Below are 23,063 nucleotides of genomic sequence, written 5' to 3' on the forward strand. Positions count from 1 at the left end.
CGTCGGCCCGGCGATCATGGGCGGAGACCCGTTCCGCCCCCTCCGTCCAGGACCGACCGATGATGAACCGGCCCCCCTCGCGACCCATCCTCCGGCGTCTCGTCCCGGCGATCCTGCTCGCGTGCCTGCCGATCGCGGCCCTCGCCGAGGACGAGCCGTTCACGCTCCACCTCCGATCGCGAAGCGTGGTCGACGGCCGGCTCGCGACGGTCGAGAACGTCGAGGCCTGGGAGCCGAAGAAGACGGCGATCATCGTCTGCGACATGTGGGACCGGCACTGGTGCAAGTCGGCCGAGCGCCGCGTGGGCGAGATGGCCGGGGCGCTGGACGCGACCCTGAAGGCGGCCCGCGACCGCGGCGCGTTCATCATCCACGCCCCGAGCACCTGCACCGCCTTCTACGAGGGGACGCCCCAGCGCGAGCGCGCCAAGAAGGCCCCTTACGCGCCGACCCCCAGGCCCCTCGTCACGACCCCGCGCTGGGGCACGGCCTGGTACTGGACCGACGCGAAGCGCGAGGGGGTCCTGCCGATCGACGATTCCGACATGGGCTGCGACTGCGCCGGCGAGAAGTGTGAGATCACCGCCCCCTGGACCCGGCAGGCGGCCGCCATCGCGATCGCCGACGCCGACGCGATCACCGACGACGGCCAGGAGACCTGGAACCTCCTCGCCGAGCGGGGGATCGACCGCGTGATCCTCTGCGGCGTCCACCTCAACATGTGCGTCCTGGGCCGTCCGTTCGCGATCCGCCAGTTGACCGCCCTCGGCAAGCGCGTCGCCCTGATGCGCGACCTGACCGACACCATGTACAACCCCGACCGCCCCCCCGGCGTCTCCCACTTCGCCGGCACCGACCTGATGATCGAACACGTCGAACGCTACTGGTGCCCCACCTTCACCAGCACCGACCTCGCCGGCGCCCCCGCCTTCCGATTCCCTGCGGCCCCCCGCTGATCGCAAGGCTCGCGCCCCTTCGACCCTTGCTGATCCTGCACGGCGCACACGCCCCGATCTGACGCCCCGGAGCCCTCGCCCGCCGCGGATCGGATCGGACCGTGGCGGGCGGGGCCGCGACGGCTTATGATCGCAGGCCGACGCCACCCGCCCCGCCAGAGAGGGATCCGATCCATGTTCGCCCCTGCGTTCCTGCCCGCCGCGTTGACGCTCGCCGCGATCGCGATCGCCCCGGCCGACGAACCCGACGCCCCTCCGGCGCGGATCGAGACGATCGTCGGCACCGGCGAGGCCGGGTTCTCGGGCGACGGCGGGCCGGCCCACCGCGCGCGGCTGGACCAGCCGTTCGACGTGGCGTACGACCGCGCGGGGAACCTCTACCTCTCGGACACGGGGAACCACCGCATCCGGCGGGTGGACGCCGCGACGAACGTCATCACCACCGTGGCCGGCGACGGCGGCAAGGGGTTCTCGGGCGACGGCGGGCCGGCGACCTCGGCGCGGCTGGACGAGCCGTACGGGATGGCCGTCGACGACGAGGGCTCGATCTACTTCGCCGACCGGCTCAACCGCCGCGTGCGAAAGGTCGACGGCCGCAACGGGATCATCACCACGGTCGCCGGCGACGGGAGCGAGGCGACCTCGGGCGACGGCGGGCCGGCCGCGAAGGCCGGGCTCGTCGAGCCCAACGACGTGGCCCTGGACGGCCGTGGCCGGCTCTTCATCGCCGACGTCGCCGGCCATCGGGTGCGCGTGGTCGACCTCGCCAGCGGTCGGATCGCCACGTTCGCCGGCGACGGCCGCGGCCGCCGCGCTGGGGACGGCGGCCGCGCCGTCGACGCCTCGTTCTTCGGCCCTCGCGCCGTCGAGGCGCTCGCCGACGGCACGCTCCTGATCCTCGAACGCAACGGCCACTCGCTCCGCGCCGTCGGCCCCGGTGGGATCGTCTCCACGCTCGCCGGCGGCGCGAAGGGCTACAAGGGAGACGGCGGCCCGGCGCGCGACGCGGCGTTCGACGGCCCCAAGGAGATGGACGCCGGCCCGGACGGCGGCCTGCTGATCGTCGACACCGAGAACCACGCGATCCGCCGGATCGACGCGGCCTCGGGCGTCGTGATAACCGTCGCCGGCCGGGGCGCGAAGGGGGGCGGCGGCGACGGCGGGCCGGCGACCGCCGCCGGGCTCGACCGCCCCCACGGCGTCGCCTTCGCCCCCGACGGCCGCGCGTTCGTCATCGGCGACACCAACAACCATCGCATCCGCCGCGTCGTCCCCGCCTCGCCTCGCTGATCGGCTCAGGGTCGGGGCGATCGCCCGGCCATTTCGCGGGCCGCCTGAACCAGGCCGATGAACTCCTTGCGACGTCCCGACGGATCGTCCGCCAGGCCGGCCTCGGCCAGTTCGACGACGCCGCCGAAGGACGAGTCCCCCTTGTGCGGCGAGTCGCGCAGGAGCATGCCGAACGAGGCGACGGCCGCGGCGAACCGGAACTCGCCCGAGGCCTCCGAGGCCCCCCGACCCTCGTCGATGAAGCCTTGCTCGATGAGCTTGCTCACGTCCCCCTCGGGCGCCTTGAAGCGGATCTTGACCGTCAGGCTCTCGGGCGAATCGGCCGGCCCGGGCTCGACTTCGGCCTTGGCCGGCTTCGCGTACTTGAGGGGCCCGGCCTCGGCCTCGTCCGCGAGGGCCCCGGGGGGGACGATCTCGTAGAGCGCGGTCACGGCGTGCCCCGCGCCGATCTCGCCGGCGTCCTTGGCGTCGTCGGCGAAGTCGGCGGCGGCCAGCACGCGGTTCTCGTAGCCGATCAGGCGGTACGCGCCGACCCGGGCCGGGTTGAACTCGACCTGGATCTTGACGTCCTTGGCGATGGTCACCAGCGTCCCGCTCATCTGCTCGACGAGCACCTTCCTGGCCTCCTGGAGCGAGTCGATGTAGGCGTAGTTGCCGTCGCCGAGGTCGGCGAGCTGCTCCATCGTCGCGTCCTTGAGATTCCCCTCGCCGAATCCCAGGACGCTGAGGAAGACCTTGCTGCGGGCCTTCTCGCGGATCAGCTTCGCCAGGTCCTCGCGGGCGGTGACGCCGACGTTGAAGTCGCCGTCGGTGCAGAGGATCACGCGGTTCGTCCCCCCTTCGATGAAGTGGCCGACCGCCTGCTCGTAGGCCAGCTCGATCCCCGCGCCCGCGTTGGTGGACCCGCCGGCGGCGAGGCCGTCGAGGGCCGACAGGATCGCCTCCTTCCGGTCGCACGGGGTCGACGGCAGCGCGAGCCCCTCGGCCCCGGCGTAGACGACGATCGCGACCCGGTCGTTCTCGCCGAGCTGATCGACCATCAGCTGGAGGGCCGCTTTCAGGAGCGGCAGCTTGTTCGGCTCGTTCATCGAGCCCGAGACGTCCAGCAGGAAGACGAGGTTGGCGATGGGTCGCTTCTCCCTTTGGATTTCCTTCCCCTTCAGTCCGATCCGGGCGAGGCGGTGGCCGGCGTCCCAGGGGCAGCCGGCGATCTCGACGGACGCCGCGAACGCGTTGTCGCCGGTCGGCGGCGGGTAGGCATAGGGGAAGTAGTTGATCATCTCCTCGACCCGCACCGCGTCCTTCGGCGGCAGCATCCTCTTGGTCAGGAAGCGACGGACGTTGGCGTACGAGGCGGTGTCCACGTCGATCGAGAACGTCGAGAGCGGCTCGCGGTCGGCCCGGAGGAAGCCGTTCTCGACAATCCGGTCGTAGCTCTCGCCGGCGACGCCTTCCGGTTCGCTCGGGACGCTCTCCGGCACGGACGCGGCCTTGGGCGCCGCGGCGGGGGGCGCCGTGATCGCGACCTCCGATTTCACCCCCTCTTTCTCCCCACACCCCACGAGCCCGGCGGCCAGGAAGAGCGCCGCGCCTCCCAATCGGCGCGCGCGACGACCCAGCTTGTTGTCAGGATGCACCATGATCGAAACTCCCCGAATGGGCGACGAGCGTCGGGTCCGGGTCGCGCGTCACGTCAGGAACGCGAGATCAACGAGATGAGATGATGGCTGGACCCATCCTGCTCTACGACGAATGACGGGGGGAGGTCGGGCGCGTCGCGAAAATCCCGGGCGGGGCGATGGTCTCGCTGCCAGGCTGCGCCGCGGATCGTCCGCGGAGCCTCGCCGGGGCGGCGAGCGAGACCATGATCAGGAGTCGGGCAAAAAGATCATGAGGGAACTCGCTCGTCCTGCGTAGAGGCGAGCGTCCCTGTGTGGGCGGCCCGAGGCGTGGGCCAGCTGGAGAAGCCGCTAGCTGGCAGGGTCCTTGTATGCTGGGTCAGCCGTCAAGGAGGCGGCCAGATCTGGGCCCACCATGCCTTGAATCTCCGTCATGAGCGAGGAATGGTCTGGAAACAAGCAAGCCCCGACTAGCCACACGGATCTCAAGGAAGGGAGCTGATGCATAACGGCCTTGATGCCGTCGTCCCAGGTGAACGGCCCGTCCTCCTCCGCCCGACCTTCATCCGCAAGGACCACCAGCCGAAGGATGGCGAGAGCCAGGTTCAAGAAACCATCCCGCGTAGCCATCAGGGACGATTCGTCCGGGCAACCCTCATCGACGATGGCGAACTTCGCCCCCGTTGTGGCCACCTGCCGTTCAATCAGGTGGATGGCCTCCGTGATGTCGGATGATCTCGGCTCCATGCTATGCCTCCGCTCGTTGCTCCGGCCAAACGCTCCCCGGGACCTAACTGCTTCGCCGCCCCATCAGGTTTCCATGGCTTCGGCGGCGGCCCGAGTCCGCCGCATCCTCTGGTCATTGAGGGACTGAAGCAGGCCGAACTTGCGACGGACGCATCAAACGAAATCAAATTTCGACATAAGCTAAGTACAACGAGAAAAAACCTGCCAGCTTATTCTCGCCCACCCCTAAGATCACTTCCGCCCTGGTGGGGAGAGGGCCGAAGGCCGGATGAGGCGGACCGTCAAGGCGGACGACGCGAGGATGCGACGGCGTTCCGGGCCGACCGATTCTCCCGCGGCGCTCGTGCTCGTCCTCCCCCTCATCCGGCCCTCCGGGCCACCTTCCCCCGCGAGGGGGGAAGGGAAATCGCCGAGGGCCGGGGAGGGGTTTCGCGACGGGCGGCCTCTCCTCAGTTCGAGTGGCCGTGGCCGGCGGCGGCGGCCTCGTAGTGCTTCTTGAGCAGGTCGTCGCCGAAGTCGTTGGTGAAGTCGCGCCAGACGCTGTGGACGTGATTGGCGTTGCCCTGGGTGTTGTCGTACTCGATCAGGAACGTGGGGCCCTGGATGCGGTAGTAGTGGGGCTCGCCGCGCTCCAGGCCGCCGGCCCAGGCGAAGCCGACCTTGTCGACGCCCGCCTTGAGGATCTTGCCCAGGTCGGACCCGGCCAGCTCGGGGCGGAGGCGTTCCGCGTACACGACGATGATCGAGTTCAGGAGCTCTTTCTGCTCGTCGTTCAGCTCGGGGGTCATGATCCCCGCCGGCGAAAGCGGCTCGGCCTTGCGCGCGGCCATCGACAGGATGTCCTTCGGGGCCTCCGCCTGGACGATCGCCTTCTTCTTCTGGGCCTCGTCCAGCGACTTGACGAGCTTCCGCGCCAGGTCCTCCTCCTCGGCGAGGATCCGCAGCCCCTGGCGGGGGCCCGAGCGGACCTCGGCCGGGTTGGTGCCCATGAAGGTCGGGCCGCCGGCCACGCCCTGGTCGCCGACGATGGTGAAGTTCAGCGCCAGGTGGTGCCCCTCGAGCCGCCAGCCCCAGGGCTGCTTGCTCTCGCCGGACGCATTCGGGTCGCCGAAGATGTTGAAGAAGTACATCTCCGTATCCCGCGCCGGGCCGCTCCCCTTCTCCAGGTTCGCCAGGATCTGCTCCAGGCTGATGATCGTCTCGGCCTTGATGTAGCCTGACTGGCCCATCCCGCTGGCCAGCAGGGCGTGCGCCAGGGCCTTCTGCTCGCCGGTCATCTCCTTCAGCGGCAGGCCCTTGCGGGGGCGGGGGATGAAGTGCCAGTCGTAGCGCAGGGCGTCCTTGAAATCGAAGCCGATCTTGGACTGCTGCTCGGGCGTGAGCGAGGCCCAGAGGTTGCGGGCCGCCGCCGCCATCTCGCGGCCGGCCTTCGCCATCGACCCTTCGTGGGAGTGGGGCCCGGGGCCGTCATGGGCCGCGGCGGGCGTCGGGCGGCCGCAGATCGCCGCGATCGCCAGCGCGATCGCGAGGGAGGAGCTTCGGAAGCGTGGCATGGCGGAGGTTCCTGAGAGGAGCGGATTGTTTAACATCTCGGACCGCCCATGATAACAGGCCCACGCCCGAAGTCACCCCGCTCGCGGGCGGGAGCCCGCGTTCACCTCGCGGCCTCTTCGCGCAGGACCCGGGGGACGAGCAGACAGGCCCCGAGCCCGCCGACGGCGCCGACGACGGCCCCCGGGACGAGCCGGTCGCGGCTCAGGTGCTCCAGGTCCATCCCCAGCCGCACGAGCCACCCGGCGAGGAAGGCCCACCAGATCACGCCGACCGCCATCAAGATCCTGGACATCGCAGGCCCCCCTTGGTCCCGAAGGCCGGACGTCGGCCCTCGTGGGGGGGTTATCACCGTTTGCGGGCGGATCGGACGGAATCCCCGCGCGCGGGAATCGGGCGTCGTCTGTATCTGGCCGGCCCGGGGTGCTAGTCTCTCCGGATGGCGTCGGCCCGCGCGGCGCGGCCGGCCCGACATCCCTCCTCCCCCGTCCGGAGTCCCGAACGTGAAGCTTCGCTCGACCTCTCTCGCCCTCCTGTCCGCCCTGGCCGTCGGGCTCGCCCCTTCGACGCACGCGGGCGAAGGCTCGCAGCCGGTCCGCATGGGGTGCGGGCTGATGACCTTCGACACGGTGCCGGGCTGGGGCCTCGCCCCGGACGGCAAGTCGGCGATCGGGCCGTGCCACGGCGGGGTGGCCGTCGGCAAGGACGGCAGCATCTACACGAGCGCGCACGCCGGCGTCTTCGTGTTCTCGCCCGAGGGCCGGGTGATCCGGACCTTCCTCGGCGACCCGTACGCCGACATGCACGACGTCAAGATCCGCGACGAGGGGGGCGTCGAGTTCCTCTACGCCGCCCGCAACAACCACGCCGAGGGGGTGAAGCTCAACGCCGAGACCGGCGAGATCGTCCTGAAGCTGCCGTTCCCGAAGGAGTCGGGGCTGGACCTCAAGAAGTTCAACCCCACGGCGATCACCATCGCCCCCAACGGCGACGTCTTCCTGGCCGACGGCTACGCGAGCGATCACATCTTCAAGTTCGACAAGGCCGGCAAGTACCTGATGCACTTCGGCGTCAAGGGGAACGGCCTCGACCAGTTCAACACCGCCCACGGCATGACGCTCGACACCCGCTACGAGCCCCCGCGGCTTTTGATCTGCGACCGCAACCACGAGCCCAAGGGCCGGCTGGTGCACTACGACCTGGACGGGAAGTTCCTCGGCGAGGTCGTCACCGGCCTGGGCATGCCCACCTCGGCCTGCGTCCAGGGGGAGTTCGTCTCCGTCCCCGACCTCCACGGCCGGCTCGTTGTCCTGGACGGGACCAACACCATCGTCTCCGTCCTGGGCAACAACCCCGACCGCGCCAAGGGGGGGAGCTATAACATCCCCCAGGAGCAGTGGATCGAGGGCGTCTTCAGCGGCACCCACGGCTCGTCCTGGGACGCCGAAGGGAACCTCTACATCCAGGACTGGAACGTCTCCGGTCGCATCATGAAGCTCCTCCGCGCCAAGTGAGACGAGCGCCCGCCGAGGGCGACCGGATCCCGATCGACGCCCCTCCCCCGCGCGGGGGAGGGGCTCTCCGAGCCCGGCGAACGCCGGGCCATTACGGCGGCCCCCGGGAGAACGACGGAGCACCCCGGTTGGCGTTCGATACAGCGCGAGGAGGACGTTCCGAACGAGCTTCGGCGGGGAGGGGGTGATTGATGAAGGCATTGGCCCGGGCCGTGATCACTGCGGTTTATTTCCTGGATCATTCCGACGACGACGTCGTCGACCCAGACGAAGCGGTGAGGGCCCTCGAAGCCATCGGCCACGAGCTTCAAGGCGCCACTGAAGCCGAACACCTCGCACTGAGAGAAGCGCTCGACGAATTGATTCGAGAACAGCAGGCCGATCCAGGCGGCTCCGCCGAGATCGTCGCATTCTGCCGCTCGTTCATGGACGACATGGGCTTGCAGGGCGATTGACGCGAATCCTCGACGCCCGTCGCTTCAGGCCTGCAGACTCCCACGGATCGCCTCGTCGACGAACCGGATCCTGATGCGAACAACGGGTCGCAAGGTGAGTTCCAGGCGTCAGGAACGCTCACGCGGACCCTCACGGCCGGAAGCCCGGTCCGCCGCGGCCACCGGCCGTCGCCAGAAGATGAGTTCGCGGAAGCCCCGGCCGCGGAAGTTCCACATCAGGAGGAACACCGCGACGGAGATGCCGACGCCCAGCAGCAGGATCGCCCAGAACAGGCCCATCTCAGTCTCCCGACCCCTCGGGGTCGAAAATGCGGTCGTGGTGCAGGAGGAGCCTCCGCCAGCGGCGGAAAGGCATCGCCCCGGCGATGTGCCCCGGCCACGCCGACCCCCACCATTCTATCTCATCCGGCTCGGCCCCGGGAGGAGCCGGCGGCCCCCCCCGCCTGAGGTACCGTATCAGGCTCGTTCGGGCGGGCCCGAGCCCCGATGCGGCCCCCCTCCTGGAGCATCACCCGGGATTCGTGCGGGAGGAGCGGCGGGAGATGACTCGGGAGAATCACGGGCCGGCGCGGTTCGAGTACACTGGGACGACCCATCGAGCCGGGCCGCCCGCGTCGCCTGGTCGATGGCTCTCGATCATCGAGCCGGGAGGCCAGCCTTGTCATCCCAGAAACCGAATCGACTCCCTCGCGTCGCCCTCGCCCTGTCCCTCGTCGCCCTCGCCGAAATCGCCCCTCGCCGGAGCGAGGGGGGCGAACGAGGCCCGGCCGTAGCCAGGGGCGAGACGGTCGCGGAGTTGGGCAAACGGATCTGGGTGGTCTTCCGGGCCGGGAACGGCGACCTCTGGTTCGGGAGCGACGGGCAGGGGGCCTATCGGTTCGACGGGAAGACCCTCGTCCGATTCACGACGAAGGACGGGCTGAGCGGCGATCGCGTCCGAGAGTTCCAGGAGGACGGGTCGGGGAACCTCTTCATCGGCACGCTGGACGGCGTCAGCAAGTTCGACGGCAAGGATTTCGTCACCCTGGCCCCGGTGGAGCATGAGGGCCTCGAAGGCTGGAGGCTCAACCCCGACGACCTCTGGTTCAAGGGCGATTCGACGTCGCCCGGCCCGTACCGCTACGACGGCACGACGCTCCACCACCTGAAGTTCCCCAGGAGCGAGCGCGAGGACGAGCATCGCCGAAACAACCCGGACCCGCCCGCCAGCCCCTACGGCGTCTACACGATCTACCAGGACAGCCTGGGGCGCCTCTGGTTCGGCACCGCCGCGCTCGGCCTCTGCCGATACGACGGGGAATCTTTCGGCTGGATGTACGAGCGCGAGCTGACGGACACGCCGGGAGGAGGCTCGTTCGGCATTCGCTCGATCATGGAGGACAAGCACGGGAGGTTCTGGATCTGCAACACCGCCCAGCGCTACACGATCTCGCCCGAGCCCGGGGCGGTCCGGTACACGAAGGAACGCGGCGTCGACCTGCCGAAGATCCCGGGCGGCGAGGATCCGGCCTATTTCAACGGCGTCACCCGCGACCGGGACCGGAACCTGTGGATGTCAACCTTCGGCGGAGGGGTCTGGCGTTACGACGGAGCGAAGCTGACGAACTACCCCGCCAAAGACGGCGGCAAAGACGCCCTCGGGGTGTCGATCTACGCCGACGGCCGCGGCGACGTGTGGCTCGGCACGCTGGAGTCGGGGGCCTATCGGCTCGACGGAGAGACCTTCAAGGCGTTCCGGCCCTGAGGCCCCCGGTCCGCCGCTTCGGACGTCTCGGGCGACGACCGGAGGTCCCCATGGCGCATCTCCATCACGTCTTGAACATGAAAACACAAACACCCTCGTCGAAGTTCGTCAAGGCCAAGAGCATCATGCTGGCCGCGATCGCCATCTCGACGATCTTGTTCCTCACCATAAACCACGTCGCGAGCCGACAGCCATCGCCGGATACGAACGCCCCGCACTGGAGGAGACCTCCCATCCTCCACATGTCCGCGCAAGTCTGGGGCTCCGAAGTGTTCGAGATCGAGCCCGGCTGCATGGGCAAGATCCTCGAAGTGCTCGCCCCGTCCGTGAGCTGCACCCCGACCGGTCCGCTCGACCTCGCCAACGTGAGGGACGAGGAGATCCTGGGCTCGATCTTCATCGACTACGCCGATGGGCATCGCGACACCGTCACCTACTACTTCCTGGGCAACAACCCTCTCATCTATAAGATCCGAGATTCCACCTTCTGCCGACTCCCACGCACCGAAGAATCCATGAAACGCGACAACATCAAGTTCTACGGGGTCGATGCCATCGACATCGACGAGGCGCAGACCCTCACCAAACTCCTGGCGGATTGTTCGACCGGCAGACTGCGGCCGGCGACCCCATGACGCAGCCCGCCCTCGCGGCGCCGGCGAGCCCGCGAGGCGAGGGCCTCCGGCCCCGGCGGCGCCGCCGCACTTCTCGGCGCGAACCCCTCCGTCCTCGCCTCCGCATCCGGGCGCTGGGCCTCCGCCGGCCGGTCCGACGGCTTTCCGGGAAGGCTCGGAAGGGACTGCCGCGGAGTCGGCGATCCCTGGACGTTGGCGGTTTGGGGGCGGCGGCTGCTATTATGTCGCTCACGTCCCGCGGCGGGGCGAAGGTCCGGAGGCGACGATGAGCCTGGAATCCAACTCTGTCGACAGTTTCCGTGGCGAGATCGTCCTGCGGTCCGGCCGGAGGGTTATGCTCGATTCGTTGAACCAGCAGAGAACCTACGCCGGCTGGATGGAGGGCGTCCCGTCGCGGAGATGGAACGATTCCATCGTCCAGGCCAGCCTGAAGGAGGCGGGGCGCGGCGCCGAGGACGGGGCGATTCCCTTGCTCATCGAGCCGGCCCGGCGGGACTACCTCAGGAAGCCGGGCGACATGGCCGGGCACCGCACGATGCGGGGCCAGGCCCCGGAATGGCTCCCCGAAGTAACCTGCATCGCCGTGCTGCGGGACACGGCGCCCGCCCGGGATCCGAGTCGAGACGGCTCGACGCTCACGGTCGTCTGGTTCCAGGATCAGTACGCGTTGCCGATCGAAGAATCGATCCTCCGGCAGATCCAATCCATCGATTGGGAGCAGGCGGCCGCCGATTACATCTACTGACGTCCTGACGCATTCGGAGCCGAGAGGCCGTCGCCGCGAGACGAGGCGATCGGAGACGCATGAACTTGAGGGACGTCCACGCGAACCCCGACCACGAGCGCTTCCTGCGGCGATGCCTCGAACTCGCGGCCACGGCCCGCGACGGGGGCAACACGCCCGTCGGCAGCGTCGTCGTGCTGGACGGCCGGGTGGTCGGGGAGGGGGCCGAGACGCTCCCCGCCGGCTCCTCGCTGACCGGCCACGCCGAGCTGATCGCCTGCCAGGACGCGCTCGACCGCACGGGCCGCCGGGACCTCGCGGGGGCGACCCTCTACTCCACGGCCGAGCCCTGCTTCATGTGCTCCTACGCGATCCGCCAGCTCCGGACGGCGCTGGTCGTCTACGGCGTCGAGACGCCCCTCATCGGCGGCGTCACGTCCCGACACCCCATCCTGACCGACCCGGAACTCGACGCCTGGCGACCCGCCCCGAGGGTGATCGGCGGGCTCCTTGAAGGCGAATGCCAAAGGCTGCGGCGCTGAGCGGCCCGGCCGGAAGCGTCGCCATCCGCCGCGAGGAGCATCGCCGTCGATTCCGGAGCCTCGGAAGGAGGCCGCCCGACCAACGGGCTCAGGCCGCAGACCCCTCGCGTCTCGGATCAGGCGTCTTCGGGAGGCGTGAGGCGGAGGTGCTCCTCCTCGTCGGCCAGGAATCCGGAGAAAGGGCCGTCGTATCCCACCCACGGATACGTCGCGTCGATCTCCGCACGTCCCAGCCATGTCAGGTGGATCATCGTGAAACGGTCAGGCTCGTTCGTGTGCCGGAACAGGACGTCGTCGGTCGCTGCTTCTCGCCAGGCGAACGCTTCGACCGGCCGTCCGGCCAGCACATGGCCCGGCGTCAACTCACGCTGAAGTTCGGCGTGAAGCCCGCGCGCCGTCTCGTCGTCGGGGTAAGACCAACCTTCCGGCAAGGCGGTGTGGGAGGGCGGGGGGGACATTCTCAGGTGCTCCTGGTCTCGGTTCGACGATCTTTCACGACCTCCGCCGTCCTCGGAGGAATGCCGGATGATCTCCCAAAGGGTACGCATCGGGCCGGACACGGCGAAGGCGTCTTCCAGGTCGTCGTCCAGGCAAGACCAGTAGCGTACCGAGCTGGCGTGGAGACGCGGGTCGGCCGTCAGGAGGGCGGCGACGGCCCGCCACTCGGGTGATGTCGCAATCGAGGGCGACTCCATATCCTCGACGCACTGGATGAGCATCTCCATGAGCGTGAACCGCTCGTCCTCGTCGAGCGAGCCCGAGCGATAAGCATCGAGGAACTCCCCGAAGCGCGAAGGGTCGGCCACCTCCCATGGCCAATCCTGCATCCAAAGGTCGTCGGGCAGGCTGAAGCGGCGGGCGAGCGAGGCACGTGCGGCGGACGTCGTCCAGCGTCGGGGGAAGTTGGACTCCACCGGCAGGCCTCCTCTCAAATCAGGATCGACGAGTCGGCATGAGGCGGCCCGGGCCTCTCGGGGTCACCCCTCATCGTTCCATCAGCCGGCTTGTGCGTCCAGGAAGCCCGCCAGGGTCGTTCCTTCAAGGCCGAGAGCCGCGAGCGGATCGCGGCCATCATTTGGTCAAGCGCCGCGTCCACGACGGGCCGGCCCGCCAATTTCGCCAGGGCCTCAAGCTCGTCTACGGCCTCCAACTCCGCGACCACCTCGGGCGAGACGACCCCCGACGCCACCGGCCGCAGGAATGTAGGCCGGCCCAGGGTCCAGATCCCGGCCTCCAGGGGCCAGGAATCGCTGCGCATGGCCACAAGAGTCCCGAGCGCCAGGCAGAGCACGAAAGCCTCGCGGTCGACGGCCGCGACTTCCAGCAGGTAGGACTCGTCATCACTCATACGGGTTGAGCCGCTTCGACAATACAGAGGGATCAGGCAGCCCCGATGAGGACGATCGCGGGCGCCAGGGGCCAGCCCGTCCTAGGTCGACGAGCGGCAATGAGGCCATCATCCCGCGCGCCGCCCGTCCGCCGCCAGCGACTTCCGTCGACCCGATGCGCCGGCCCGCCCCTTGGCGCGGGGGGCGGGCGTCGGATATTTGTTGAACACGAACCAGGAGTCCGACAACGAGGGGTGACGACATGCTTCCGTCTGGATCGCGATGGTGCGACGGGCCGACGACGCGGCGGCGGGTGATCGCGTCGGCGCTGGGGGCGGGGCTGGCGCTGGACCTGCCGGGGCTGTTCAGGGCCCGGGCGGAGGCGAGGCCGGTCGCGACGGCGCGGGGCGGGGCCTTGCCGCCGATCCGATCGTGCATCGCGATCTTCTATTACGGCGGGCCGAGCCAGCTCGACACGTTCGACCCCAAGCCCGACGCCCCGGCCGAGATCCGGGGCGAGTTCGGCACGATCGCCACGAGCGTCCCGGGGCTGCGGATCTCCGAGCACCTGCCGATGACGGCGCGGGTGATGGACAAGGTGGCGCTGATCCGGAGCATGCACCACGGCAACCGGCTGCACGACCCGGCTTCGATCCACACGTTCACCGGCCGGCTCCCTCCCCAGGGGGATTTCGAGCTGTTCTCCGCCGTGCCGCAACAGTTCCCGAGCTGGGGCGGGACGGTCGCCGCCATGCTGCGCGACCGCGACCTGCCGGTGGCGCACGCGGTCGTGCCGTTCGCGTTCCACAACGTGGTCGAGACCCCGTGCCAGGGGGCCGGGTTCCTCGGGCCGGCGTACGACCCGTTCCGGATCGACGTGGACCCCGCGGCGGGTTCCTACCGAGCCGAGCTGCTGGCCGCGCCCGACGGCGTGGGGCCCGACCGCCGCCGTCGCCGTCGCGACCTCCTGGACGCGATCGAGGGTCGCTCGGAGTCGCCCCACGAGGCGGCGATGCGCCGGAACTACGACAAGGCCTATCGCCTGCTGGCCTCGGCCGAGGTCGCCCGCGCGCTCGACGTGCACGACGAGGACCCGCGCACGCTGGCCCGCTACGGGGCGGCTGACGGCCCCTGGGCCCAGGGGGGCGGCGGCGGGGCCGAGCACGCCGGGGGCCGCAACATGCGCGGGCGGAACCTGCTGGTCGCGCGTCGGCTGGTCGAGGCGGGCGTCCCGTTCGTCAACGTGAACGACTTCCGCCAGCAGGGGCAGAACTGGGACGCGCACGCCCGCAACTTCGAGCAGCACCGCGACCACCTGCTGCCGCCGATGGACCGGGGCTTCTCCGCGCTGATCGAGGATTTGGAAGCGCGCGGGCTGCTGGAGAGCACCCTGATCGTCGCCCTCGGCGAGTTCGGCCGCACCCCGCGCATCAACAAGGACGCCGGCCGCGACCACTGGCCCGACTGCTACACCGCGGCGCTCGCCGGCGGCGGCGTGCGCGGGGGCGCCGTCCACGGCGCCAGCGACCGCTTCGCCGCGTATCCCACCGCCGACCCCGTCTCCCCCGCCGACCTCGCCGCCACCATCTTCTGGCGGTTCGGCCTCGACCCCGCCAGCGAGATCCGCGACACGCAGGGCCGCCCCTTCAAGCTCGCCGACGGCGAGCCGCTCACTTCCCTCTTCGGGTGAGCGACGCGCGGCGCGCCCGCATCTCGCCGATCGGTGCATCCTCTACATTGGGGGGCTGCACCCGGTGAAGCTGTGCGCGAGTTCGCGGCCGAACGATCCGACGCCACCCTGGCCGCCCGGGCGCGATCATGTAGGGCGAAGCGCGCCGAACGAAGCCAATTTCCGAGGCCCCGAATGCATCGCAAACTTAAATTCCGAAAGCGGTTTGGTCCGATGGCTTCGTCTTCCGGGCCGGACGAACGAAGCCAATTTCGTGACACTCCTCACTCAACTCCACCAAGATGCGATGGAAGATCTTCGGGTGCCACGGGTTCTCCGAACCCGTGGACCGGCCGGGGACCTCGGCCACGGCTCGGGACCGGCCCGACGCCGATCCACGGGTTCTCCGAACCCGTGGCACCCGGTTCAACGCCCCTCGACGACCTCGACGCGGTGGCGTTGAGTGAGGCGTGTCGAAAAGCGCGCCGAACGAAGCCAATTCCGGACCCAACCCTGAGACTTAAACGACAAACCGAATAAGGCTTACGTCCAACGGGTTCGTTTTCCGGCCGCGCGAACGAAGCCAATCTCGGCGAGGGTCACCAGGAGGAGCCGCCGCCGCCTCCAAATCCGCCGCCGGACGAGCCGCCGCCGCCGAAGCCGCCGCTGGACCAGCTGTAGCCGCCGCCTCGGCCGGAACCGGAGCCGGGGTTGGCGCGGGGCTGGGTGGGGAAGGTCCGGTTCATGGCCCACAGGGAGCGGTCCATGTCGTTGATCAGGACCCAGGTGGAGAAGTTGCCGGGGTCGGCCGGTCGGTACCAGTCGGGGGGCTGGCGGTAGAGGTCGGCGAACGCCTTGCCCCAGCGGTCGGAGAGGCCGAAGATGATCGCGTACGGCAGGAGCCGCTCGAAGATCCCCTGGCGCTCCTGCTCGCGGAGGTCGTCCACCTCGGCGCGGCGGATGTACTCCTCCAGGCCGGCGACCTTCTCCCAGGCGACCCGCCCCTTGCGGGTCTTCCGCGACATGTACCGGCTGGTCGCGACCACCGCCAGCGCCGAGAGCGCCAGGGCCGCGATCACCGGGAAGGCGAAGATCCGCGAGAGGATGACCAGCTGGACCATCGCCGCCAGGCCGACCGCCGCGGCCACCGCCACCAGGCCGCCGATGAGGAACCCGGTGCGGACCGTCTGGGGATTGCCGTCGAAGTACTTGTCCCGGCTCAGGATCTCGTAGAGGTAGTTGGTGACCTGCGGCAGGACCGGGTAGAACTTCTCGCGGAGGTCGCTCAGGAGGACCGCGTCGCCGTCGCGGAAGATCCGGTCGAAGAGCATCTTCTCGAACATCTTGAGCCCCTTGGGCTCGCGGAGCTTCACGAACCGGGTGTCGCTCCCGGAGGTGAACCAGCCGCTCCTCGGGACGTCCTCGATGCGGACGTACCCGCGCACGGCGAGGTCGATGATCGTGGCGGAGATGTCCTTGAGGTCGACGCGCTCGTCGACCAGGGTGCCGACCTCGGCGGGCGTGAGGCCGTCGGGGGGCTCGTAGCCGACGACGATCGTCCCCAGGCCGGGGTGGTCGCGGCCCTTGGTGAACCAGGCGAAGAAGCAGAGGCCCGCCGTGATCGGGAAGACGATGTAGGGGAAGTTGTCGACGGCCCACCAGCGCAGCTCGCGCCAGAATCCGGGGCGGGCGACGGCGTCGGCCGGCATGGTGACCTCGACGGTGATCCCCTCGCGGGCCGCGAGCCGGCCGGTCTCGTACTCGATGGTCCGGGCGTCGACCCGTCGCTTGCGGAAGTCGCGGCGGGACTCGCCGAAGCGGCCCATCCAGGCGTCGTACGAGACCTGCGCGTCGTCCAGGTCGCGCGGCAGGTGGACGGTGACCTTCGACCGCTCGATGGGGACCTGCCACTCGGTCCCGGTGGCGTTCCAGCGCAGGACGGCGCGGCCGCCGTCGGCCCAGGCCTGGTTCCCCTCCCAGAGGATCGCCCGCTGGACGCGGTAGCGGATCCGGTAGCGGTTGCGGCCCTCGACCACGTAGTCGGGCGAGCCGATCCGGATGCGGACCAGGTTCGAGTCGTAGTCGACCGACGTGTCATACGAGCGCCCCTCGCCGTCGTCCACCCCCAGGAGCCGGAACCGCAGCGAATACTGATGCATCCCCACGGCGTAGCGGACGGGGATCTCCCGCAGGATGCCGTGCTTGGGGACTTCGAAGTCGGCGTCGACCGTCTCCACCACGTCGATCCCGGCGTCGGCCCCGATCGCCACGTCGACGTCGAAGCCGGCGATCGACCAGCCGTCGTCGGCCCGCGCCGCGGTCGCGAGCAGGGCCGTCGCGAGGAGCAGGGCGAATCGACGCATGAACGTCTTCAGGCTCGTCATCGTCGTCCCGTTCATTCGGGCGTCCCTTCGGGGGCGGGAGCGGGCGCGGGGGGGGCGTCGAAGCTCACCCGGGGCGCGGCCCGCTCGCCCTCGTCGATCTGGAAGAAGGGCCGGGGCGTGAAGCCCGCCGCCGAGGCCACCAGCGACGACGGGAAGCCCTCGATCAGCGTGTTCAGGTCGCGGACCACGGCGTTGTAATAGCGGCGGGCGTACTGGACGTGGTTCTCGACGTCGACGAGGGACCGATGCAGCTCCTGGAAGTTCCGCCCGGCCTTGAGGTCGGGGTACGCCTCGGCCACCGCGAACAGCCGGCCCACCGCGCCCGAGAGGGTCTGCTCGGTCGCCCCGCGCTCCGGGACGGTGCCGGCCTGCGTGGCCCTCGTCCGGGCCTGGACGACCTCCTCCAGCGTGCCGGACTCGTGCCTGGCGTACCCCTTGACCGTCTCGACGAGGGCCGGGACGAGGTCCCACCGCCGCTTGAGCTGGACGTCGATGTCGCTCCACGCGCCGTCGGCCCGCCGGCTCAGCCCCACCAGCCGGTTGTACGTCCACGCCAGGTACACGACCACCAGCCCCACGACCCCGGCCACGATCCAGAAAGCCGTCACCGCAACGCCCCTTTCCCCAGCGCGGACCCGCCCCGATTCGCCACGCGTCCCATCCTATTCCGCCGCCCCGCCGGGGCGAAGTCCCCAGCCGCCGACTTCGCGGAATCCCCCCGGTCGGCCGCCTTGTCCTGTACGCGTTTCCACGCCATACTGGCGCGAAAAGGGGCCCGGGGACTTCCACTCCAGGCGGAGGCGATGATGAGCACGTCGGCCCGAACTTCCCGCAGCGAACAGGTCCTCTATCCGGACAGCGACGGCAAGCCGATGTCGGACAACACGGTGCAGTTCCGCTGGATCGTCCTCATCAAGGAGGGGCTGGAGTTCCTCTTCCGCGACCGGCCGGACGTCTTCGTCGCGGGCGACCTCCTCTGGTACTACGAGGAGGGGAACCCCAAGGCCCGGACCGCCCCCGACGCGATGGTGGCCTTCGGCCGGCCGAAAGGGGACCGCGGCTCCTATCGCCAGTGGGAGGAGGCCGGCGTCGCGCCCCAGGTCGTCTTCGAAGTCCAGTCGCCCGGCAACCGCCCCGCCGAGATGCTGCGGAAGTTCCGCGTCTACGAGGATCGCGGCGTCGAGGAATACTACCTCTACGACCCCGACCACGGCCGCCTGCAAGCCTGGATCCGGCGCGACGGCCGCCTGCGCGAGGTCCCCGACCTGCGCGGCTGGATTAGCCCCCGGCTCGGCGTCCGCTTCGAGCCCGGCGAAGGCCCGGAAAGCCTCGGGATCTTCCACCCCGACGGATCCCCCTTCCGGACGCTCTTGAAGATCCAGGAAGTCGCCCTGGCCGAACGCCTCCGCGCCGACGCCGCCGAAGGCCGCGCCGACGCCGCCGAGGAGGCCGCCCGGGCCGAGCGTCTCCGGGCCGAGCGCCTTGCGGAGCGGCTCCGGGCGCTGGGAGAATCCGTCGATTGAGCCCACGCCGAACCCCCATGGTGAAGCCTCCATGACGATCCGAACCACGCTCCTCCGGCTGTTCGCCCTGACGCTTTCGATCCTGCCCGGTGCGGCCGCGAAGGCCGGGGAAGGGGGGGGCTTCCGGGCCGGGGCGGCCGTGGTGGACGTCTCGCCGACGGCCTTCCCGGTGATCGTCAACGGCGGCTTCCTCCAGGCGATCGGACATGAGACCCGAGACCCGCTCCACGCCCGCTGCGTCGTCCTGGAAGACGGCGCGACCCGCCTGGCGATCGCGGTCGTCGACAGCTGCATGATGCCCCGCGAGCTGATCGACGAGGCCAAGGAACTCGCCTCGAAGAAGACCGGCATCCCCGTCGACCGGATGCTCGTCTCCGCCACCCACACCCACACCGCGCCTTCGGTCATGGGGTCTCTCGGCACGCCCGCCGACCCGGCCTACGCGAAGTTCCTGCCCGGCAAGATCGCCGAGGCGATCGAGAAGGCGGCGGCGGCCCTCGCCCCGGCCGAGGCCGGCTGGGGGGCGGTCGACGACCCCGAGCACACCCACACCCGGCGCTGGGTCCGACGCCCCGACAAGATGCTCGAGGACCCCTTCGGCGACAGGACCGTCCGGGCCAACATGCACCCCGGCTACGAGAACCCCGACGCCATCGCCCCCTCCGGCCCGACCGACCCCGCGCTCACCGTGCTGGCGATCCGCGAGCCCGGCGGCCGGCCCATCGCCGTGCTGGCCAACTACTCGATGCACTATTACGGCTCGAACCCCGTCTCGGCCGACTACTACGGACGGTTCGCCTCGGCCCTGGCGAGGAAGATCGCCCCGGACGGAGACGGCCCCGCGCCGGTCTGCATCATGTCGCAGGGGACCAGCGGCGACCAGATGTGGATGGACTACGGCAAGGCCAAGGTCGACCCCGGCCTCGACGCCTACGCCGAAGGGGTCGCCGACTACGCCCTCCGCGCCTATCGATCCATCAAGGCCTACCAGGACAAGCCGGCCCTGGCTATGGCCGAAAGTACGCTCACCCTCGGCCGCCGCCTGCCGAGCCCCGAGCGGATCGAATGGGCCCGCAAGATCGTCGAGGCGATGGGGGACCGGCCTCCCCAGAACTTCGGCGAGGTCTACCCCAAGGAGGTCCTCTACATCCGCGACGAGCCCGAGCGGACGCTCAAGCTCCAGGCCCTCCGCGTCGGCGACCTGGGGATCGTCGCCCTCCCCGACGAGGTCTTCGCCCTGACCGGCCTGAAGCTCAAGGCCCGCAGCCCGCTCCCCCTGACCATGAACGTCGAGCTGGCCAACGGCTCCGAGGGCTACATCCCGCCCCCCGAGCAGCACGTCCTGGGGGGCTACACCACCTGGCCCGCCCGCACCGCCGGCCTCGAAGTCCAGGCCGAGCCGAGGATCGTCGACGCCGCACTCGGCCTGCTGGAGCAGGTCGCCGGCAAGTCCCGACGCGCCGAGGCCCCCGCGCCGACCCGCTACGCCGAGGTCGTCCTGGCCGCCCGCCCCGCCGCGTTCTGGCGGCTCGACGAGATGGACGGCTCCGAGGCCCGCGACGCCTCCGGCCGCGAACACCCGGCCCAGCGAAAGGGGGGCGTGGCCCTCCACCTGCCGGGCCCCGACCTGCCCGGCTTCCGCGCGGCCGACGGCCGGATCGATCGAGCCAGCCACCTGGCCGGCGGCTCGCTGACGGCCGAGCTGTCCGTCTCGCCCGAGGTCTACACCGTCGACTTCTGGTTCTGGAACGGGCTCGAACCGGCCGCGCGGCCCGTCGCCGGCGTCCTGTTCGAACGCAGCCGCGACGACGCCCCCGGCGACGCCGTGCAGCTCTCCGGGACCGCCGAAGGGACCCCGCCCAACCGCCTCGTCTTCACCCACGGCGACCCGAAAGCCGCCCCCCCGGTGGTCGGCAAGACCGACGTGACGCCCAAGGCCTGGCACCACCTGGCGCTCGTGCGTCAGGGCCGCCGCGTCCTCGTCTTCCTCGACGGTGTCCCGGAGATCGAGGCCGACGCCGACGCGGCCCCGCTGCCGAAGGGGGTCTCGTCCACGTTCACGCTCGGCGACCGCCGCCAGCCCGCCGCGAGCCTGGAGGGCCTGCTCGACGAGGTCGCCGTCTACGACCGGGCCCTCAAGGCCGACGAGATCGCCGAGCACGTTCGGGCCGCCCGCGACCCGCAGTGATCCCCGGCCCGAAGGCGGGCGGGCCGGCGGTTCACGTCGGCTCGCCCCGCTGCGCCCTGAGCGTGCGCTCGATGAATCGACGCACCGAGGGCTCCAGCAGCTTGAGCGCCAGCGGGATCTTCCCCCGCGCGTGGACGTGCGTCGGGTCCAGGTCCAGCACCACCGCGTACGACGGGCCCGACAATGACGCCGACGTCCGGTCCTCGGACCACTCCACCGCGTGGATCCAGCGCGCGTAGTCCGCCCGCGCCTTCTCGATCGTCGTCTCGAAGTTCGCCCGTGCGGCCTCCCACGGCTGCCCGTGCTCGATGGACATGTTCAACTGGGCCATTTCAAAATCTTTCTCGCGTTGACTTGACGCCCGTACACCAGCGATGTATGTTTCGACGTCCCTGGTGGCGGAGCAACCGGAGCGGAGACCTGGAGGGTCAAAATTCGCCCATTTCCCACGAACGGATTATAGGGAGGTTGTCATGCTGCGTCTCTTCGCGTTCAACCTGATGGTCCTGTCCGCCAGCCTGGTCGCCACCGCCCTCGGCGCCGGCGACGATTCCGAGAAGGCCGCGCCGGTCACCGCGAAGGCGGCCTTCGAGCGCCTCAAGACCCTGAAGGGGGACTGGATCCACCAGGGCGAAGGCTGCGACCCCACCGGCGAGAAGGAGCCAGGGTACGACCGGGTGGAGTACAAGCTCACCGGCGCCGGCTCGGCCCTGGTCGAGGTCAGCGGCCCCGGCACGAAGATGGAGATGGTCTCCGTCTATCACCTCGACGGCGAGGACCTGGTCATGGTCCACTACTGCCCCGCCCAGAACCAGCCGAGGATGAAGCTGGACCGGGCCGCGTCGAAGCCCGACCGCCTGGTCTTCGCCTTCGACGGCGGCTCCAACTGCGACCCCGCGAAGGGGGGCTACATCTGCGGACTGACCCTGACCTTCAAGGCCGATTCCAAGGTCGACGCCGACTGGGAGTTCACCCCGAACGGCACGCAGAAGGAGCACACCGCCTTCGAGCTGACCCGCGCGGAGAAGTGACGACCGGGTGAGCCCCCGCATTACCGGGAAACCGGAAGCCCCGACGCCCCGGAAGCCTTCGCGAGAGCGGCGGCCCCGGGGCGTCGCCTTTTCCGCCCCGCCCCCTTCGGGCCGTTGTGCCGGGCCGTCGACGCGGTATCTTGGGGGGTCGTGCGAGGGTGAACGGAACTGGAAACGAGCGAGGGGACGACGAGCATGGCGCGAGCGACGAGGATGCGGGCGTGGGTCGCGGCGGGGGCGTTCGGGATGGCCTGCCTCGGCCTGGTCGGGGCCGCGAAGGCCGCCGACAAGCTGAAGGTGCTGATCGTCGAGGGCCAGAACAACCACGAGTGGAAGACGACGACCCCGCTCCTGAAGGCGGAGCTGGAGCGGTCGGGCCGGTTCGAGACCAGCGTGGCGACCACGCCGCCGAGCAAGGCCCCGGCCTCGGCCTGGGAGTCGTTCCATCCCGGCTTCAAGGGCTACGACGTCGTCCTGACCAACTACAACGGCGACCCCTGGCCGGCCGCGATCCGCGAGGAGCTGGAGGAGTACGTCGGCGGCGGCGGCGGGCTCGTGGTGATGCACGCGGCCAACAACGCCTTCGCCGACTGGCCGGCCTACAACGAGATGATCGGCCTGGGCTGGCGCGACCCGGGCTTCGGCGACCGGATCACGATCGACGACGCCGGCCAGGCCGTCCGCACCCCCAAGGGCGAAGGCCCCGGCTCCGGCCACGGCCCCCGGCACGCCTACACCGTCGAAGTCCGCAAGGCCGACCACCCCATCGTCAAGGGCCTCCCCCGCAAGTGGACCCACGCCGTCGACGAGCTGTACCACGGCCAGCGCGGGCCGGCGAAGGGCATGGAGGTGCTCGCCTCGGCCTATTCCGACAAGGCCCAGGGGGGCACCGGCGCGAACGAGCCGATGGTCTGGACCGTCCCGTTCGGCAAGGGCCGCGTCGTCACCAACGTCATGGGCCACGTCGCCGGCGACGACCTCGGCGCCGTCAAGGCCCCCGACTTCCTCGCCCTGATCGCCCGCGCCGCCGAGTGGGCCGCCACCGGCGACGTCACCCTGCCCGTCCCGGCCGACTTCCCCGCCGCGGCGAAGTGAACATCCCGGCCGGCCCGCCGCCCCCTCCCCGAACCGGCTCCCCCCCGGCGCGGGGCGATCGACGCGGC

Annotated in this window: 23 protein-coding genes; 14 read left to right on the forward strand and 9 right to left on the reverse strand. The window is 70.1% G+C overall.

The window, feature by feature from the left end; all coding sequences use genetic code 11:
* Window positions 1–59: 59 nt before the first annotated feature.
* Window positions 60–956: an isochorismatase family protein gene (locus tag G6O68_RS24680; RefSeq protein ID WP_206108203.1), complete on the forward strand. Its 897-nt coding sequence runs from the start codon at window positions 60–62 to the stop codon at window positions 954–956.
* Between the two features lie 174 nt (window positions 957–1,130).
* Window positions 1,131–2,246, forward strand: a complete 1,116-nt coding sequence (locus tag G6O68_RS24685; RefSeq protein WP_165251326.1) for an NHL domain-containing protein — start codon at window positions 1,131–1,133, stop codon at window positions 2,244–2,246.
* A 5-nt stretch (window positions 2,247–2,251) separates the two neighbouring features.
* On the opposite strand, the gene G6O68_RS24690 is transcribed toward G6O68_RS24685, so the two are convergent.
* Window positions 2,252–3,886: a vWA domain-containing protein gene (locus G6O68_RS24690; RefSeq protein WP_165251327.1), complete on the reverse strand. Its 1,635-nt coding sequence runs from the start codon at window positions 3,884–3,886 to the stop codon at window positions 2,252–2,254.
* Between the two features lie 480 nt (window positions 3,887–4,366).
* Between G6O68_RS24690 and G6O68_RS24695 the strand changes: the two genes are divergently transcribed.
* Window positions 4,367–4,600 (forward strand): hypothetical protein, encoded by a 234-nt coding sequence (locus G6O68_RS24695; protein WP_165251328.1) that lies wholly within the window; start codon window positions 4,367–4,369, stop codon window positions 4,598–4,600.
* A gap of 461 nt (window positions 4,601–5,061) precedes the next feature.
* Here G6O68_RS24695 and G6O68_RS24700 read toward each other — a convergent pair whose 3' ends face one another.
* Together G6O68_RS24700 and G6O68_RS24705 are read right to left on the reverse strand one after the other, a co-directional pair.
* On the reverse strand, window positions 5,062–6,165 hold the full coding sequence (locus G6O68_RS24700; RefSeq protein WP_165251329.1) for a DUF3500 domain-containing protein: 1,104 nt from the start codon (window positions 6,163–6,165) through the stop codon (window positions 5,062–5,064).
* Between the two features lie 101 nt (window positions 6,166–6,266).
* A complete protein-coding gene (locus G6O68_RS24705) occupies window positions 6,267–6,458 on the reverse strand; it encodes a hypothetical protein (RefSeq protein WP_165251330.1) in 192 nt (63 codons plus the stop codon).
* A gap of 208 nt (window positions 6,459–6,666) precedes the next feature.
* Here G6O68_RS24705 and G6O68_RS24710 point away from each other — a divergent pair, with 208 nt between their 5' ends.
* Window positions 6,667–7,677 (forward strand): 6-bladed beta-propeller, encoded by a 1,011-nt coding sequence (locus G6O68_RS24710; protein ID WP_165251331.1) that lies wholly within the window; start codon window positions 6,667–6,669, stop codon window positions 7,675–7,677.
* 191 nt (window positions 7,678–7,868) lie between these two features.
* Window positions 7,869–8,132, forward strand: a complete 264-nt coding sequence (locus G6O68_RS24715; protein WP_165251332.1) for a hypothetical protein — start codon at window positions 7,869–7,871, stop codon at window positions 8,130–8,132.
* Window positions 8,133–8,240: 108 nt separating this feature from the next.
* Here G6O68_RS24715 and G6O68_RS24720 read toward each other — a convergent pair whose 3' ends face one another.
* Window positions 8,241–8,411 (reverse strand): hypothetical protein, encoded by a 171-nt coding sequence (locus tag G6O68_RS24720; protein WP_165251333.1) that lies wholly within the window; start codon window positions 8,409–8,411, stop codon window positions 8,241–8,243.
* A 379-nt stretch (window positions 8,412–8,790) separates the two neighbouring features.
* Between G6O68_RS24720 and G6O68_RS24725 the strand changes: the two genes are divergently transcribed.
* From G6O68_RS24725 to G6O68_RS24740, 4 genes are all read left to right on the forward strand, one after another.
* A complete protein-coding gene (locus G6O68_RS24725; protein WP_165251334.1) occupies window positions 8,791–9,876 on the forward strand; it encodes a ligand-binding sensor domain-containing protein in 1,086 nt (361 codons plus the stop codon).
* Window positions 9,877–9,926: 50 nt separating this feature from the next.
* On the forward strand, window positions 9,927–10,511 hold the full coding sequence (locus tag G6O68_RS24730; RefSeq protein WP_165251335.1) for a hypothetical protein: 585 nt from the start codon (window positions 9,927–9,929) through the stop codon (window positions 10,509–10,511).
* 334 nt (window positions 10,512–10,845) lie between these two features.
* Window positions 10,846–11,256 carry a hypothetical protein gene (locus G6O68_RS24735; RefSeq protein ID WP_165251336.1) on the forward strand — a complete coding sequence of 137 codons (411 nt, stop codon included), beginning with the start codon at window positions 10,846–10,848 and terminating at the stop codon, window positions 11,254–11,256.
* A gap of 59 nt (window positions 11,257–11,315) precedes the next feature.
* Window positions 11,316–11,777 (forward strand): nucleoside deaminase, encoded by a 462-nt coding sequence (locus tag G6O68_RS24740; protein WP_165251337.1) that lies wholly within the window; start codon window positions 11,316–11,318, stop codon window positions 11,775–11,777.
* Between the two features lie 116 nt (window positions 11,778–11,893).
* Here the strand turns inward: G6O68_RS24740 and G6O68_RS24745 are convergent, their stop codons facing one another.
* On the reverse strand, window positions 11,894–12,691 hold the full coding sequence (locus tag G6O68_RS24745) for a hypothetical protein (protein WP_165251338.1): 798 nt from the start codon (window positions 12,689–12,691) through the stop codon (window positions 11,894–11,896).
* 14 nt (window positions 12,692–12,705) lie between these two features.
* Window positions 12,706–13,125 (reverse strand): hypothetical protein, encoded by a 420-nt coding sequence (locus tag G6O68_RS24750; RefSeq protein WP_165251339.1) that lies wholly within the window; start codon window positions 13,123–13,125, stop codon window positions 12,706–12,708.
* A gap of 242 nt (window positions 13,126–13,367) precedes the next feature.
* On the opposite strand from G6O68_RS24750, the gene G6O68_RS24755 reads away from it, so the two are divergent.
* Window positions 13,368–14,795 carry a DUF1501 domain-containing protein gene (locus G6O68_RS24755; protein ID WP_165251340.1) on the forward strand — a complete coding sequence of 476 codons (1,428 nt, stop codon included), beginning with the start codon at window positions 13,368–13,370 and terminating at the stop codon, window positions 14,793–14,795.
* 578 nt (window positions 14,796–15,373) lie between these two features.
* On the opposite strand, the gene G6O68_RS24760 is transcribed toward G6O68_RS24755, so the two are convergent.
* Both G6O68_RS24760 and G6O68_RS24765 read right to left on the reverse strand, forming a co-directional pair.
* Complete coding sequence (locus tag G6O68_RS24760; RefSeq protein ID WP_165251341.1) at window positions 15,374–17,173, reverse strand: DUF2207 domain-containing protein; 1,800 nt, start codon at window positions 17,171–17,173, stop codon at window positions 15,374–15,376.
* Window positions 17,170–17,766 carry a LemA family protein gene (locus G6O68_RS24765; protein WP_206108204.1) on the reverse strand — a complete coding sequence of 199 codons (597 nt, stop codon included), beginning with the start codon at window positions 17,764–17,766 and terminating at the stop codon, window positions 17,170–17,172. Before G6O68_RS24765 ends, G6O68_RS24760 begins: the two co-directional genes overlap by 4 nt.
* Before the next feature lie 195 nt (window positions 17,767–17,961).
* On the opposite strand from G6O68_RS24765, the gene G6O68_RS24770 reads away from it, so the two are divergent.
* A complete protein-coding gene (locus tag G6O68_RS24770; RefSeq protein ID WP_240911496.1) occupies window positions 17,962–18,681 on the forward strand; it encodes a Uma2 family endonuclease in 720 nt (239 codons plus the stop codon).
* Between the two features lie 31 nt (window positions 18,682–18,712).
* Window positions 18,713–20,869, forward strand: a complete 2,157-nt coding sequence (locus G6O68_RS24775) for a LamG domain-containing protein (RefSeq protein WP_165251342.1) — start codon at window positions 18,713–18,715, stop codon at window positions 20,867–20,869.
* 31 nt (window positions 20,870–20,900) lie between these two features.
* On the opposite strand, the gene G6O68_RS24780 is transcribed toward G6O68_RS24775, so the two are convergent.
* Window positions 20,901–21,200: a polyhydroxyalkanoic acid system family protein gene (locus G6O68_RS24780; protein ID WP_165251343.1), complete on the reverse strand. Its 300-nt coding sequence runs from the start codon at window positions 21,198–21,200 to the stop codon at window positions 20,901–20,903.
* 142 nt (window positions 21,201–21,342) lie between these two features.
* Between G6O68_RS24780 and G6O68_RS24785 the strand changes: the two genes are divergently transcribed.
* The gene (locus G6O68_RS24785; RefSeq protein WP_165251344.1) at window positions 21,343–21,900 is read left to right on the forward strand and encodes a hypothetical protein; all 558 of its coding nucleotides are present in this window, start codon (window positions 21,343–21,345) and stop codon (window positions 21,898–21,900) included.
* Between the two features lie 195 nt (window positions 21,901–22,095).
* Window positions 22,096–22,995: a ThuA domain-containing protein gene (locus G6O68_RS24790; RefSeq protein ID WP_165251345.1), complete on the forward strand. Its 900-nt coding sequence runs from the start codon at window positions 22,096–22,098 to the stop codon at window positions 22,993–22,995.
* Window positions 22,996–23,063: the final 68 nt, after the last annotated feature.

Source organism: Paludisphaera soli (assembly GCF_011064595.1).
Taxonomy (GTDB): Bacteria; Planctomycetota; Planctomycetia; order Isosphaerales; family Isosphaeraceae; genus Paludisphaera; species Paludisphaera soli.

Coding starts and splice junctions, on each gene's coding strand:
- G6O68_RS24680 (WP_206108203.1), top strand. CDS start 60: ATGATGAACCGGCCCCCCTCGCGACCCATCCTCCGGCGTCTCGTCCCG.
- G6O68_RS24685 (WP_165251326.1), top strand. CDS start 1,131: ATGTTCGCCCCTGCGTTCCTGCCCGCCGCGTTGACGCTCGCCGCGATC.
- G6O68_RS24690 (WP_165251327.1), bottom strand. CDS start 3,886: ATGGTGCATCCTGACAACAAGCTGGGTCGTCGCGCGCGCCGATTGGGA.
- G6O68_RS24695 (WP_165251328.1), top strand. CDS start 4,367: ATGCATAACGGCCTTGATGCCGTCGTCCCAGGTGAACGGCCCGTCCTC.
- G6O68_RS24700 (WP_165251329.1), bottom strand. CDS start 6,165: ATGCCACGCTTCCGAAGCTCCTCCCTCGCGATCGCGCTGGCGATCGCG.
- G6O68_RS24705 (WP_165251330.1), bottom strand. CDS start 6,458: ATGTCCAGGATCTTGATGGCGGTCGGCGTGATCTGGTGGGCCTTCCTC.
- G6O68_RS24715 (WP_165251332.1), top strand. CDS start 7,869: ATGAAGGCATTGGCCCGGGCCGTGATCACTGCGGTTTATTTCCTGGAT.
- G6O68_RS24720 (WP_165251333.1), bottom strand. CDS start 8,411: ATGGGCCTGTTCTGGGCGATCCTGCTGCTGGGCGTCGGCATCTCCGTC.
- G6O68_RS24730 (WP_165251335.1), top strand. CDS start 9,927: ATGGCGCATCTCCATCACGTCTTGAACATGAAAACACAAACACCCTCG.
- G6O68_RS24735 (WP_165251336.1), top strand. CDS start 10,846: ATGCTCGATTCGTTGAACCAGCAGAGAACCTACGCCGGCTGGATGGAG.
- G6O68_RS24740 (WP_165251337.1), top strand. CDS start 11,316: ATGAACTTGAGGGACGTCCACGCGAACCCCGACCACGAGCGCTTCCTG.
- G6O68_RS24750 (WP_165251339.1), bottom strand. CDS start 13,125: ATGAGTGATGACGAGTCCTACCTGCTGGAAGTCGCGGCCGTCGACCGC.
- G6O68_RS24755 (WP_165251340.1), top strand. CDS start 13,368: ATGCTTCCGTCTGGATCGCGATGGTGCGACGGGCCGACGACGCGGCGG.
- G6O68_RS24760 (WP_165251341.1), bottom strand. CDS start 17,173: ATGAACGGGACGACGATGACGAGCCTGAAGACGTTCATGCGTCGATTC.
- G6O68_RS24770 (WP_240911496.1), top strand. CDS start 17,962: ATGATGAGCACGTCGGCCCGAACTTCCCGCAGCGAACAGGTCCTCTAT.
- G6O68_RS24775 (WP_165251342.1), top strand. CDS start 18,713: ATGACGATCCGAACCACGCTCCTCCGGCTGTTCGCCCTGACGCTTTCG.
- G6O68_RS24780 (WP_165251343.1), bottom strand. CDS start 21,200: ATGGCCCAGTTGAACATGTCCATCGAGCACGGGCAGCCGTGGGAGGCC.
- G6O68_RS24785 (WP_165251344.1), top strand. CDS start 21,343: ATGCTGCGTCTCTTCGCGTTCAACCTGATGGTCCTGTCCGCCAGCCTG.
- G6O68_RS24790 (WP_165251345.1), top strand. CDS start 22,096: ATGGCGCGAGCGACGAGGATGCGGGCGTGGGTCGCGGCGGGGGCGTTC.